This window comes from Nostoc sp. MG11 (genome assembly GCF_014904695.1).
GTDB lineage: Bacteria > Cyanobacteriota > Cyanobacteriia > Cyanobacteriales > Nostocaceae > Komarekiella.
On sequence record NZ_JACXXN010000056.1, the window covers coordinates 14720 to 27997 of the forward strand.

Below are 13278 nucleotides of genomic sequence, written 5' to 3' on the forward strand. Positions count from 1 at the left end.
AAATGCTCTGACTTGCTGAGATTTTGGAAACTCCTTGAAGGCTGTGAATAATACAGACGCTGCTATGTCGGAAATATTGGGAAGTAATCAAATATATCTGTGAAAAAACCAAGATATGGCAGACATTACAGGTAACATGATTAAGCAACAATATCATGTTGAACGTAAATAAAAAAACTACTAAAAAAGCCTTAAACCCTAGCTGGGGAGGGTATAGATAAAAATCTGGCAGGAAATCTACATGGAATCATAAACAAACAAGCACAATCCGTATACCAAAAGCTTTTGAGGAAGAACTGATGAGGTATGCACGATATTTAGATACAGGATTGATACTTGATAATGAAACAGAATCAATTGATTGGGAGGATGATTTTGTGACTGAATCAAAATTGGCTGTTCTAGATACAATTAGCGACGAGTTTGAATATGAAACAAAATCAAGTTTAGAGGCAATAAATGCGCTCAATACTACTGACCAACTTGAAATAGTGACAGAATCAAGTTTGATGGCTCAACCCATACTATTGTTCATGGATGCTATATTTTTAGCCATAGAGATTGTTCAGCAAAAAAAGTGTGCGCGAATATCTCTAGCTAGATTCATATCTAAGTTTTATTTGATGCCTGTTAATAGTGAATCTTTGAAAAGCTATCCTTGAAATATTTCATGGTTTACCCCGAATCTACGGTTATATAACCTTGAAATTGATTCATTATTTTTATCAGCTTCTGGAATCCTAACTGGAAATTAGTATTAACAAAAACGGCTAACCAAGGTTTAATTAGATTCCAGAATATATATGGTTGAATAATTAATCTTAAATTTTTTAAAGTGGACTTCCATCTCAAATTGAAATCCCACCATTTATGTTTACTAAAATCTGCAGGTTCTCTTGAACTTGGCGATGAAATTGTTTGATTATTACTTTCACTTTCAGAATTGTTTCTAGATTGAGCTTGTAAACTTACTAAAAAATAAACGCTCATAACTAGTTCCCACCATTTTTCTATTTGCTGATAATTCGTCAGTCTAAAATCAGCCCATCCTAACTCATTCTTCCCTTGTTTAAAGGCATACTCTACCCAATTAGGAAATCCATAAAGATTTCCTAATTTAGCAGCCATATCACTTTTTAAATCTGTTTTTATATAGCATGTATGATTTTTTGGTAAATTATTTGGGTCAGTAGTGATTCGCCAATACGTTATCAGTCTGGATTCGCTTTCATTTATTTGTTGTATATATCTTTTTTCTGACTTTCCATCACTAAATTTCCGCTCAAACTCTTGCCACATCCCATACTTAGCCTCCTGCTCTGGCAAGCTAAACTCTCGATGATTACTTCTTATCGCTAGTAAATAATGTTTTTTATACTTGGACAATACAGCAATAAATGTTGGGCTTTCTCCATATAGACTATCCGCTAAAACCAAATCAAAATTAAATCCAATTTTGAGCAATGCTTCAATTATTTCGACTGCCAATTGAGGTTTAGTTTTATAGACTCCTCCTACTTCAAGTCTTTTTCGTGGTTTATATATTAAAAATATTAAAGGGAAAGTCAAGTCTCCTAATACTCCATAAGCATTAACTGAAACAATTCCATTATCAACTTTCCTCAAGTTCCCAATATATTGTCTCGCAAAACTACCCATTCTCCGGGCTGGTGGTACGTTGCAGGTGATTCCCTTTGCAGACTTCGGGATTGGGTGGAATTCTGGTACACAAAATCCTGACTCGAATACTCTGGCTTCTGTAGGACTGGGGTTGCAGTGGCGTGGGGGCGAAGGACTTACGGCTCGTGTTGACTGGGGGATTCCGTTAGTAGACGTGGACTCGGATGGAAGAACTTGGCAGGAGAATGGGGTGTATTTTTCTGTGATCTATAATTCTTTTTGATGTCTACTATTGTTCGTAGTTGTTCATTGTTTAAGGACTTTTCCCTTGGAGTTGCACTGAGTTTATGCTCTTGTTAAAGCAGTAAAAACGAGTTTTCTACTAAAAGACAGATATTGTCTACTATTTTTTAATATATAACAGAAGTGAAGAGCCAGGACAGAATCCTGGCTGCATATCCAAAACATATGACAAGGCAAATAGTAGCAAAGGTATATTGCTAGCACAAGAGATATGAAACAAGATTTGTTGCTGACTCTTGTGCTTTAATTTTCACAAAGATAACTTTTGAGAACTAGAGTAGCTTCTCCTGAGAATTTAGTAATTTAAAGACTTCATACGTGAATATGAAATTGCTTTTTCCCTTTCATCTCAAGAGAGCTAGATACTTTGTTTCTAAACTACAAAGAGATTAGTAGTTAGAGCTAAATGATTTAGCTAAATAAGTAACATGACCGATGGCATATACGTTGACATAGCCTTCAATTAGCTTGTCAAATCCTGAGAAATCGCTGAATTTATCATAGCCACCAGAGATTGAAGCAGTATCGCTCAGGTCATTAAGAAAGCTTTCGGAATCTTGAAATAATTGAGAACCAGTAAGTTTTAATTCAGAAAGAGTGATATTAGCCATGACTAACTCCTGAAAGAATAGTTTTGCAAGCAGTTAAGTTTTCCTTAGCTGTTAATGCAATTTTTATTGAAGAGAATTAGAAAAATCAAGATTAAAAGTTGGTTGAAATAGACACAAAGAAATAAGTTATGTCTATTTGAAATTTTTAGTTTAAATATAATAATCCTAACTTCAGTTGACAAAAAGAATTTAACTAACAACGTCAGTCTTAAGGCTGAGAGTTGAACAAGCCATAAGATTGAGAGTAAATTAACTCTAAAGGTGCATGAAAAATAAAGACCCTTTCTAACAAGGATTATTTAATAATTTCAACAGAGCATGAATAATTATGAAAGCAAGAAATGGAGATTTTGAGTAAGGTGAGTTGTAAACGAGAAAATAATTGCTTTTATCAGTTAATACCAGCTGTTTAACTACTATAATTTTAGAACTTGACTCCTGCCGGAACTCTAATCTAATTTCTTGCGAAGTCAAATTTGAGAGTAAAAGACTTAATTCCAAAAGTTTGGTCAATGGAATTAATTAAAAGCGATTGTATTTAAAAAAGTAGTTATTAAAAATGAAGATGTGAGATAAATACATTAAATGTATTTATCTATTTCTCACCCAGAAAAGTGATGTTGCTCTTAAAATTGCTAAGTCCGTTGCCATGAACGGACTTTTTTTAACTAAATTCTGATTTTTTGTACTTATTAACTGGATGCAAATGGTGTAGGAAGTACTGTTGAGGTATTCCATTGGCATCTGGGGATCATTCTATAATGCAGAGATGATAGTATAAAGGCAGGTATACCAAGTGGTACAGAAGTCAAGAAAGAATGTGTAACTAAAATGGCTTTGACGCTTTTGCATTACAATTTCAATCTATTTGGCAGAAATTCTCTAAAACTCAGACTAGGAAAGGCTTAGAAACAAAGGTATGATTTTGCTTTATGTAGATGATATAAGTAGTGAATGATGAATAAAAAGTGGGCTGTCAAACGACTCACAGTAAATCTCACCTCAAGTGAAGCACAAAAGCTTGAAGACTACTGTGCTCATACAGGAAGACCATCAACCGACGTGATTAGAGAGTTAGTGCGTTCTCTTCCAGTAGAGGAGGAGAAAGTAGCTGAAATTGCCGACTCCTCTGAACTTGCGGGATTAGGTAGTAGTCAAAAATCAAAAAATTGATTTAAACGTAGCTATTGATAGCAGTACGTTTCGGAATTGTTTCAACAAGAGAATCAAGTCAAGCCAGTAAACCATATTCTATATTTTGGTAAAATTTCCTACTAAAATGCAGTACCTCTAAACCTGAACACCAAATTCATGGAGATAGTGTGACACAAAGAGGAACAATAGGCTTGAAGAATACATTCGTCATAATGCAATCAATGGGAGATTCAGACCCCGCTGATAGTGTAGCATTAGCAAGTCAGGGAGCGTCTTGAAGACTACCAAATCTAGTATTTGGTGGGGGTTTAAACCCGTCTATTCAGACGCTTTCTACGAGATGCCGCACTTTGCGTGGCGCTATCCGCCAGTGGTAGAGAATTCATACGCTCATTCTGACGACTGAGGCATGTATTCTATTTTGATAATTTAAGAATTGCTCTACTTTCTGGAAGCTGAGAATTTGAAAATAATTAATATTTAGTTTTCCTCTTAAAAAAGAGAGTTAGCTAACACGAAAAATCGGTAATTCAATACAAAAGTACTATTAATCGGAGTAAGTTGAGTCGGGCAAAGAGCGAATCAGCTCTTGAATCACATCCGTTAGTGCTTTTCCTGTCTGGTTGCAATACTGTTCAAGTATCTTGATTTCATTTTCTGACAAATCGAGATGAATTTGCTTGAGAGTCAATTTATCGGTTACTTTCACGTCTCACCCACCAAGTATAATATAGTATTTGCTTTTATCCCTGACAGAGGCTAAAAAGCTTGGGTTATAGCTTTGATTGAGTATCAGGTTTTCAAGCGTAACGTTTGCCAATCGGTACTAGTCTTTTATAATATACTACTAAAGTGGTATACTTAATACTGTAGAGTTAGTATTAAAGTATTAAAATAATATTAAAAAGCTGACTTAATGATTAGAATATCTTGTTAAAGATTTTAATAGGAGTAACCACTCATATCCAATTACAGTAGAATTGCGGAGTCAGTATCAAAATGCTAAAGCAGTCTTCGCTCTGGTTAAGCCAGGAGGTGTGCTTGGAGAGATAAATGAATGGCACGCGCTTGTGCGCGTTACTTGTTGAGGCTAGCTACTCTTGAGGTGGGGAGCTAGGACAGACAAATAAGTAAGTGTATTCAAGATTATTGGAGTAGCAATAGTTACGAATAATTTCTTTTTACTCCCCCAGCCTAAGAGCAGCTTTACGAGAGTGCCATTTAAGACATAAATAAAATGAATCAAATAGCTGAGGTTAAGTTTAATTATGTTGACACATAATTATGTAGTATGGTGGATGTTTTTAACAGACAATTTTTTGGTTATTTATTCGGATCAGAGGTAGCTAATTTATTAAACTTAATTGCAGCGATACGGTTTTTTAAAACTGACATATTAGTTGGATCAAGGCGAAAGTTAAAAAGCATAACCTCGGAAGAGAGAAAACTGTACTGACGTACATAGCTCTCAGCAAGTCTAGAAGTACAAACTGCATCTGCCTTCTTTAAAAGGTGGTGGTCTTGCTGAAGGTGTTTCAAAGGTAAAGTTTGAAAGTTAATGTGTGAAATTCCAGATTGTTGTAGTACTTGCTTCATCATTTGACAATCAGCTTCTTCTTGACAAATAAGTAGCATTAAAGCATGACGTGATAAAGATGAAATTTTTGTCAGGAGTTGTAAGTCTGGCTTGAGGTTAACAGCAATAACTTCCTGTTCGGAGGCAGTTAGTTTGCTAACTTCCCATTGATGCTGTACTGTGGTAATTATCAGGTCAGCAGCGAGGATTTTTTTTAATAACTTTGATTGGTTAGTCTTGAAATCTTTTAAACTAAGAAATGACAAAGAAAGTTTTATTTCCGATTGAATAACTTCATATATATCTGTACCAAGTGATGAGTTTTCTATAAATACTAACTCTAAAGGGGAAGATGTGTGCTGATTCAACATAGCGGCTTGTGTGTAAGCCGCAGCACTAAACTCCGATGGAGATAATCCAAGTCTTTTCGCAGCGTTGAAGGCTTGATGTAGTAGATTGTAAACTTTTTGGTGAAGAATATTCTGTGTAACTTTAGTGTGGGCAACAAAAGTTCCTTTACCTTTTTTTGCCACCAGATAACCAGATTTAATTAAATGATTGTAAACTGCTGCAACCGTATTATGATTGACTTTTAAATGTTGAGCTAATTTAATAGTAGTTGGTAAAGTATCACCTGGTTGCAAATATCCTGAAGTAATTAATAGCTTAATCTGTTCAACGATTTGAGTATTAATTTTGATTGCTGCTTTGGTTTCAATATAGATAGCAAACAGAATTGAATGAGGCATGAGTATAATTAATATACAAAATAAGTTTTTCTTAAATTCTATTAGTTACTTAATTATTATTTAAAATCAGTGCTAGCTTCTATATTTTAAGTTAAATAATTTTGCCAAAAGGTATAACTTTTTGATTGTGAAAATACTTGAATTACTAACACTATTTTTGAGAGCACACAAAAAATTTTTTTTATGTCTACAATTAATGATTTATTAAAGCAATATTTTGTAATTAGCTAGCACTGTATTTCATTATGAAAAGTAATAATAACAAGAGATTGAAGATGTGTGTTAAGGAATTGCTCCTCGTCTTACCAGAATTTAAGGAAGACGGCTCTTGGATTTATTTCGGGTTTGTGCCTTAGCACTTGTGTGAAAAGTCACTCTTAACCATACAGCTATTTGATTGATTTTGCAAGGATGTTTCCGTAATCTTAGGATAAAAAACAAAATTTTAAGCACATAGCATAGTCCTATAAAGAACTTATGATTGATTTTGAGAATTGTTTAAATTTTTGATGAAAAAATCTTGAACTGAAGCCAGAAGGAAAACCTTCTCTACTCTTGCCGCTCCTTCTGACTTCTGACTTCTTGCTCAACGAAGAGGCAGGGGGAAGAGGGCAGCTGACAGGTGTAGGTTTATTACGTGGGTGTGAGTATTCACAACTGGAAACTAGAAAATAAAGCATAAAACCAGGGGGGTACTGAAAACTAAAATGCTGAAAAATAAGTATCTCAAAGAGTGATCATGCATAGTTTCAGAAAGGATGCCATATTTATCAATACCTCAAGCGATCGGACTGGCAACTTGGAGCTTTGGCATGGTGATGACATAAAAAAATATGTCTGTCATACTGAGCGGAACGTCTCGTAGAGAGGTATCTCGGAGATTCTTCACTTCGTTCAGAATGACAACTGGTTCTTGGCAACTTTTGGTGATCTAGGTTGGGGTAAGGCAGAAGGCAGAGGGCAGAAGGCAGAAGTCGGAAGGAGGAAAGATATAATTAAAGTACTTCAAACTTCGTTCCATCAAACATTTGAGGGATAAGCCTCAGCTTGATTATGTCGGTGCTAACTCACCTATTACCAGATTCAAGCAATCTGAAACTTGAGAATTGCCTTGTTGACGAGATAAAAACTCATATAAAGTTGATTGTTGCCGCAATTAGAACAGTAGTTAATTGTCCAGTTTGTCACCAACCAACTCACCGAATTCATAGCCGCTACGAGCGTAAGTTAGCAGACTTACCGTGGGCTGATTACAGCATTACCCTACAGTTACGGGTGCGGAAGTTTTTTTGCATCAATACTTTATGTAAACGGCGCATTTTTACCGAAAGGCTGACAAGTGTGACTGCACCTTGGGCGCGAAGAACTCTGCGTTTAGCTCAACGACTGAGCGCCATTGGTTTAGCTCTGGGCGGTGCAGCTGGGGTAAGACTCTCAAAGCAATTGGGGGTAACAGCTTCTCGCAACACGCTATTACAATTAGTACGCTCAATCCCTCTTCCGCCAATCGTAACGCCACAGACTCTTGGGGTAGACGACTTTTGTTTTGGCAAGTGTAAAACTTACGGCACAGCACTAATTGACCTGGAACGCAGCCGACCAATTGCTCTACTACTAGATGCAAAGGCTGAAACTTTAGCAGAATGGTTAAAAGCTCATCCTGGTGTCACAGTTGTCTCACGAGATCGGTCAAAAACTTATGAAAGTGGTATTCACCAAGGTGCACCAGAAGCCATTCATGTTGCAGACCGTTTTCACTTATTGCAGAACTTAGCCCAAACACTTAACCAAGTTTTCGCTACTCATCATCAAGCTTTCAAAGCAGTCGATGAAGCATACAGTCTTTCATCAGTAACCCAAACTGACGGTACTGTAGTTATGCGAGTACCACGACCAACCCGTGAACAACAGGCACTACAATTAGCAGAACAAAGTCGTGCCAGACGAGTTGCTATCCATCAGCAAGTTTGGGACTTACATCACCAGGGTTGGAGTGGAAAAGCTATAGCCCGTCAAGTAGGGATTGGTGTAACAAGTGTATTCCGCTATCTACGTACTCCCACCTTTCTAGAACCAAATCGGCGAAGAAGCCGAGGTCGAAGTATTTTAGTTCCGTACCATGAATATATCCTTAAACGCTGGAATGAAGGTTGTCATGAAGGCTTAATTTTGTCTAAGGAAATTCAACAGCAGGGTTACAGAGGAAGTTATGATACTGTAGCTCGTTACACACGGCGTATCCGTACTGTCCAAGAAATCAAGCCAAGAAAACGGTATTCGGTTAAGTCTTTACCAAAAATCACTCAACCCAAAAAACTTTGTCTCACGCCTGGTCGTGCTGTATGGCTAGTGCTGCGGAAACCGGAGTCGCAACAGCCACAAGATGAGGAATTGATTGCACTACTAACAGCACAACATCCAGATTTAGCCGAAGCTATTGAGTTAGCTCAAGGCTTTAGCTGCATTGTGCGCCAACGGCAGCCTTTAGAACTTGATCCTTTGCTGACTCAAGCTCTCATGAGCAATCTGACCGCTTTTCGTCGTTTTGCTAAACGATTGCGTGAAGACTACGACGCGGTGAAGGCGGGTGTAACTATGTCAGTTAGTAATGGCCCCGTTGAAGGGCATATTAATCGACTGAAAATGTTAAAACGACAGATGTATGGTCGCGCCAAAATAGACCTACTTGAGCGACGATTTTTGTTGGCTACCTGAAGGATAAGGTTTCAAACTTCAAACTTTTTGCTATTAACTTCAAACTTAATTATGAGCTATAGAAATCAGTTCATTTGGCAAAGAGCGGTTCAACTTGCCATCAATTGCTATAAATTTACACGCCTATTTCCTCAATCAGAATTGTATGGCTTAACCAGCCAAATTCGACGTTCTTCTGTATCTGTAGCATCCAATATAGCTGTTCGCATAGCGTCCCGTTAGGGAAGGCTATGGTAGGCGCTCAAAACCAGAATATATACAGTTTTTGCATATTGCATTAGGTTCTTTAAGAGAACTCGATACACAATTAATTATTGCCAAAGAAGTAGATTTGGCAGAAAAAAACCTTTTTACTCCCCTATTAAATGAAGTTGAGGAAATGCAAAGTATACTAGTTGCCAGTTTAAACAAACTCAAAGTTTAAACTTATTATTTACTTCTTCCTTCTTCTGCTTTCTGCCCTCTGCCTTCTGCCTTCCCCCAACCTAGATCACCAAAATCTGACAAGAACCTGACAACTAATCAGCCGAACTTGATATAAGGCATTCTACTGCACACGCACATTACATACACCTTGATTAACCGTGTCGAACTCACGTTGGTTTAGGCATCCAAATAGCCCTGGCAGTAGCGAGTGCCTCTGGTAACAACTCTGGTGGCAGCTTGGGTGCTAGGGCCGAGAGGGCATCGGCGCGATACCTCTTATCTTCAATAGCCCTGGCGGCGGCGAGTGTTTCTGGTAACAACTCTGGTGGCAGCTTGGGTGCTAAGGTTCTTAGGGCATCGGCGCGATACCATTCATCTTCAATAGCCCTGACGGCGGCGAGTGCTTATGGTAACACCTCTGGCAGCTTGAGCGCTACGGCCCCTAGAGCATCAGCGCGATACCACTCCCCCTCAAACTCAATATCCGTCATAGCCCTGGCGGCGGCGAGTGCTTCTGGTAACAACTCAGGTGGCAGCTTGTCCGCTAGGGCAATCAAAGCTTTGGCGCGACACCACTCATCTTGAATAGCCCTGGTAGCGACGAGTGCTTCTGGTAACAACTCAGGTGGCAGCTTGTCCGCTAGGGCTCTTAGGGCATCGGCACGAGCGATCCCTGGCGGAATAGCCCTGGCGGCGGCGAGTGCTTCTGGTAACACCTCTGGCAGCTTGTCCACTAGGGCAATCAAAGCTTTGGCGCGATCTTGCTCATACTGAATAGCCCTGGCGGCAGCGAGTGCTTTTTGCAGTGCTTCTTCTCTTAGGTTTTGTGGTAAATAATCGATGATCTCTGTAAGTAAACTTGCTTTAGTTTGTGGGTTCGAGCTTTGCAAAGCATAAGCTAGTCCTTGTTCAGGAACCCATATATGTTTTTGGAGCAGTGCAACCAGTAAACCTTGCGGTAAATTAGGGTCTGCCATAAAGCTGTGCATTTCACTTTTGCACGAATACAGTAATTGGATGCCTAAGCCAGGAAGTCACCCTCCTGACTCGGCTACAAAACCGTGCATGAAACGTTAATTTCACACGGCTCCTCAGTGATTTGGTGCTTGTCAAACACACCTATAAATTCAGAATTAGAAGGGATTACAGTTGAGATAATCCTCATTCATCTATTTCTGGAACTGCAACAGCAAATTTATCTGCTGCCGTTTTAGCATTCTCTCTCTTCACCGGGTTTATTGTGAGTGCTTGTTGGTCTGCCGCTTAATCAGCCAACCACTTATCCTTTCCCTTTTGGGACAAGCCTGACAGCCTTTTGGCTTGTTTTGCATTACGATGATTCAGTCAAGAGATTTGTATTCCTACCCATGACCAGCTATGCTAGGCGGGATTCCACATTAGGCTTGTAGTTACCGCGATGATTTCCCGCTTCATCCCAACACAGAACCACTTTGTTGAAATGGGGAACTTGCTGTCACTCCTGCACTTGGAGGGATGGAATTACACCCTCACGAAAAATTGAGTTGTCCAGGTTCAGTTGAGATTTCTCTCTTCTATCTTCCTTGCCTGTCATCACCGAATATTTCTATTCGTTTCGACAGAACGAATCACACTAGCGAACTGCAAATATAAACACTTCAAACCGCAAACAAGGCAATGCGTGAAACCACATAACGGGACTTATTGAAAAGGCATACTGAGCAGGACGCTCACTCAATAATTAAGTACAAAATCATAAAGGAGAGCATCTTTTTGTTACTGATAAGTCAGTAGAAATTAAAAACCGATAAATTTTAGAGCGTCACTGTCGAGTCAGAGGTGGTTTGCACTCCTTGCAACAGCACTAAGAATTACTGTATCATCTCCGCTTAGTGTCCCATCTATTAAGTTAATTTGTGAGCTAAGTTCATCAAATAAATCCTTGGGTTCATACCGCTCACGTAGCAAGAATCTGTTAACGCTATCATGAGACAAATCTTCCATGATGTCTGCTAAACGTGTGTAGCCTGGATATTTTGATTCTGCCAGCAAGAACAGGGTGTAAGTGTTGAGGTCACACTTTGCGGTAGATGGCTTACTGATAGCTCTGATTGTCTGAACCCTAAATACGCTCTGTACCTAAATTATCCGCCTTTCCAGCCCCAGAGTGATCAGCGATCGCCTATTTATCCCTGATTTTTCTCACTACATTATTCGTTTAATTTGTCAATGCGTAAGTTCTAGGTAGTTGGAACCTCTGGTAAGCTAATGCACATATAGCTTCAGATGCAGATGTAACTTCAAGTGACTTATGGCATCCAACCACGGAATGATTTATTATCTACCTTAAAGCATATTTCCAAAAGCGAATGAAGCAACTACGATGTTGTTACCAAACTTTTTGCTGTATAGCAAAATTAATCACAACCTGGAAAGTTATAGTCCAAAAAAATTCCTACATCGTTTTTATTGTGTGATTTCCCTAACGTAGATGTTATTATTGCCCGATCTTCTCGGCAAGCCAAAGCCCTGACTGGGCAATACTTGTGAATTATTTGGTACGGTAACATTCCAGGTAGTGTTTTATTTATAAATGTGAAATTATCTCTGCTCCCTGAGACATCTAAGGCATATATTGTTTCAAATAAAAACTTGTCTGAAGTTGTGGCATAGCATTTACAAATACTTGTCGTAGATTTCGCTTTTTTGGACAAACCGTAGCAAATGATTGTGCTGTTTAGTACCTACAAATATTAAGTCTTTTTTTTGGAAAAACAAAGTATGACGCATTGTCCCCTAAAAAATCAGGCAGCCTTCAATCAAGTTGATTAATCGAGGGGACAACATGCATATCGTAATAAGGCTGCCTGTTGTCTTGAAAAGTTTGGATGCCTGCGGCGGGTTACGCCAATGGAGGAAGCCTCCGCTCCAACTTTTCGCTTTTTTTCGTGGAAGACCCCCGTGACCATTTTTTGGAAAAGGTTATTACTGCAAAATAAACGGCGAAAGCGTAGTCTAAAAAATGACTTTTATAAGAGAGTAGGAGGACAGTATTTAAAACGCTTAAGTAGATTTCGTAGCATTCGCAAAGCATACAGTGTTGCCCAAAACAAAATACAAAGTTTGAATCCCACTGCTTACATAAATCGTCTAGAAATCCAAGATAAATCGATATTTACAGGTATTAATGTCAAAAAAACCGTGATTGCTATGCAGGATTGCGGAGTCGGATTTGGTCTGCAATTGTCAGCTAATATGGTAAAAGAAATCTCTGACTTTGCTAGTCGAACACCTTGTATAGAACCTGGTTTTCACGAGGAATTTCTGGCAAAAGCTGTTAAAAATGGTTGTTTACAAGGTGGGCGGCATGTAATGCGGGGGCTGGTAAATAATGTTAAAGATTGTCAAGCTATCGCGCAAATTGTCCACGACCCCTTGCTGTTAAAAATAGTTCGTAAATATCTTACCTATTGGCCAACACTGATAACGCAGCATTTAACCTGGAGTTTTGCTTCATCCCTGCCAGAAGCAGAAATCAAGAAAAGTTACCCACCAACTAATTTTCATTATGATATTGCTGGTTATAACTTTATGACAGCGTATTTCTACATTACAGACGTAAATATAGATTCTGGCCCCCACGTAATGATTAGGTACTCTCACCAGCAAAAGCCATTACAGATGTTGTTGACTTCTAATTGCCAACCCGACGATGCCATATTTAATTATTATGGCAAAGAAAATCAAATAGTTATTACTGGGAAAAGAGGATTTGGCTTTGTTCAAGACCCTTCTTGCTTTCACAAAGTGAAACCCCCTGTCACCTCAAATCGGCTAATACTACAAATTCGATATTCATAGTTTAAAAGTCCAAGCGAGATTTAAAACTTGGACATAGACGCAAGTCCAGACTTCTCTAATAGAATTTATTGAACGAGCGTTACTGCGAATTAGGAATTGGAATTAACGAGCATCTTAGCAACTAAACACAGAGAACTTAGTATAATTCACAACGCTTAGGGGCACTGCTCTCGAATAAAGAGCAACTTAGGTTAGCAAAAGGCGAATCCAAGCTGCTGTTATGGATAAAGCGATCGCGTCCTGCTGCTTTTGCTTGATACAATGCTCTATCTGCCGTGGCAAT

General features: G+C 38.6%; 12 protein-coding genes and 2 pseudogenes. 7 read left to right on the forward strand and 7 right to left on the reverse strand.

Annotated elements, in window-relative coordinates; translation table 11 throughout:
- Window positions 1-299: 299 nt before the first annotated feature.
- Window positions 300-662 (forward strand): hypothetical protein, encoded by a 363-nt coding sequence (locus HCR01_RS32720; RefSeq protein WP_193200151.1) that lies wholly within the window; start codon window positions 300-302, stop codon window positions 660-662.
- Window positions 663-675: 13 nt separating this feature from the next.
- Here the strand turns inward: HCR01_RS32720 and HCR01_RS32725 are convergent, their stop codons facing one another.
- Window positions 676-1659: a transposase gene (locus HCR01_RS32725; protein ID WP_193200140.1), complete on the reverse strand. Its 984-nt coding sequence runs from the start codon at window positions 1657-1659 to the stop codon at window positions 676-678.
- On the opposite strand from HCR01_RS32725, the gene HCR01_RS32730 reads away from it, so the two are divergent.
- Complete coding sequence (locus tag HCR01_RS32730) at window positions 1658-1903, forward strand: BamA/TamA family outer membrane protein (protein ID WP_413773992.1); 246 nt, start codon at window positions 1658-1660, stop codon at window positions 1901-1903. The two genes, HCR01_RS32725 and HCR01_RS32730, sit on opposite strands and share 2 nt — an antisense overlap.
- A 409-nt stretch (window positions 1904-2312) precedes the next feature.
- Here HCR01_RS32730 and HCR01_RS32735 read toward each other — a convergent pair whose 3' ends face one another.
- Window positions 2313-2534: a hypothetical protein gene (locus HCR01_RS32735; protein WP_193200141.1), complete on the reverse strand. Its 222-nt coding sequence runs from the start codon at window positions 2532-2534 to the stop codon at window positions 2313-2315.
- 954 nt (window positions 2535-3488) lie between these two features.
- Between HCR01_RS32735 and HCR01_RS32740 the strand changes: the two genes are divergently transcribed.
- Window positions 3489-3707 carry a CopG family transcriptional regulator gene (locus HCR01_RS32740; protein WP_193200142.1) on the forward strand — a complete coding sequence of 73 codons (219 nt, stop codon included), beginning with the start codon at window positions 3489-3491 and terminating at the stop codon, window positions 3705-3707.
- A gap of 529 nt (window positions 3708-4236) precedes the next feature.
- Here the strand turns inward: HCR01_RS32740 and HCR01_RS32745 are convergent.
- Both HCR01_RS32745 and HCR01_RS32750 read right to left on the reverse strand, forming a co-directional pair.
- Window positions 4237-4398, reverse strand: a complete 162-nt coding sequence (locus HCR01_RS32745; protein ID WP_191762255.1) for a CopG family transcriptional regulator — start codon at window positions 4396-4398, stop codon at window positions 4237-4239.
- Window positions 4399-5012: 614 nt separating this feature from the next.
- A complete protein-coding gene (locus tag HCR01_RS32750; RefSeq protein WP_193200143.1) occupies window positions 5013-6014 on the reverse strand; it encodes a GntR family transcriptional regulator in 1002 nt (333 codons plus the stop codon).
- 739 nt (window positions 6015-6753) lie between these two features.
- Here HCR01_RS32750 and HCR01_RS40230 point away from each other — a divergent pair.
- From HCR01_RS40230 to HCR01_RS32760, 3 genes and pseudogenes are all read left to right on the forward strand, one after another.
- Window positions 6754-6879: a hypothetical protein gene (locus tag HCR01_RS40230; RefSeq protein WP_264299968.1), complete on the forward strand. Its 126-nt coding sequence runs from the start codon at window positions 6754-6756 to the stop codon at window positions 6877-6879.
- A gap of 188 nt (window positions 6880-7067) precedes the next feature.
- A complete protein-coding gene (locus tag HCR01_RS32755; RefSeq protein ID WP_193200144.1) occupies window positions 7068-8729 on the forward strand; it encodes an ISL3 family transposase in 1662 nt (553 codons plus the stop codon).
- A gap of 51 nt (window positions 8730-8780) precedes the next feature.
- Window positions 8781-9153, forward strand: a pseudogene (locus HCR01_RS32760) (four helix bundle protein).
- 169 nt (window positions 9154-9322) lie between these two features.
- Here HCR01_RS32760 and HCR01_RS32765 read toward each other — a convergent pair.
- The 3 genes and pseudogenes from HCR01_RS32765 to HCR01_RS32775 form a co-directional block, all read right to left on the reverse strand.
- A complete protein-coding gene (locus HCR01_RS32765; protein ID WP_193200145.1) occupies window positions 9323-9475 on the reverse strand; it encodes a hypothetical protein in 153 nt (50 codons plus the stop codon).
- Between the two features lie 84 nt (window positions 9476-9559).
- Window positions 9560-10132, reverse strand: coding sequence for a hypothetical protein (locus HCR01_RS32770; RefSeq protein ID WP_193200146.1), 573 nt, complete (start codon window positions 10130-10132; stop codon window positions 9560-9562).
- 871 nt (window positions 10133-11003) lie between these two features.
- Window positions 11004-11186, reverse strand: a pseudogene (locus HCR01_RS32775) (IS701 family transposase); the annotation flags it as partial.
- Window positions 11187-12095: 909 nt separating this feature from the next.
- Between HCR01_RS32775 and HCR01_RS32780 the strand changes: the two are divergent.
- Window positions 12096-12995 carry a hypothetical protein gene (locus HCR01_RS32780; RefSeq protein WP_193200148.1) on the forward strand — a complete coding sequence of 300 codons (900 nt, stop codon included), beginning with the start codon at window positions 12096-12098 and terminating at the stop codon, window positions 12993-12995.
- Window positions 12996-13278: the final 283 nt, after the last annotated feature.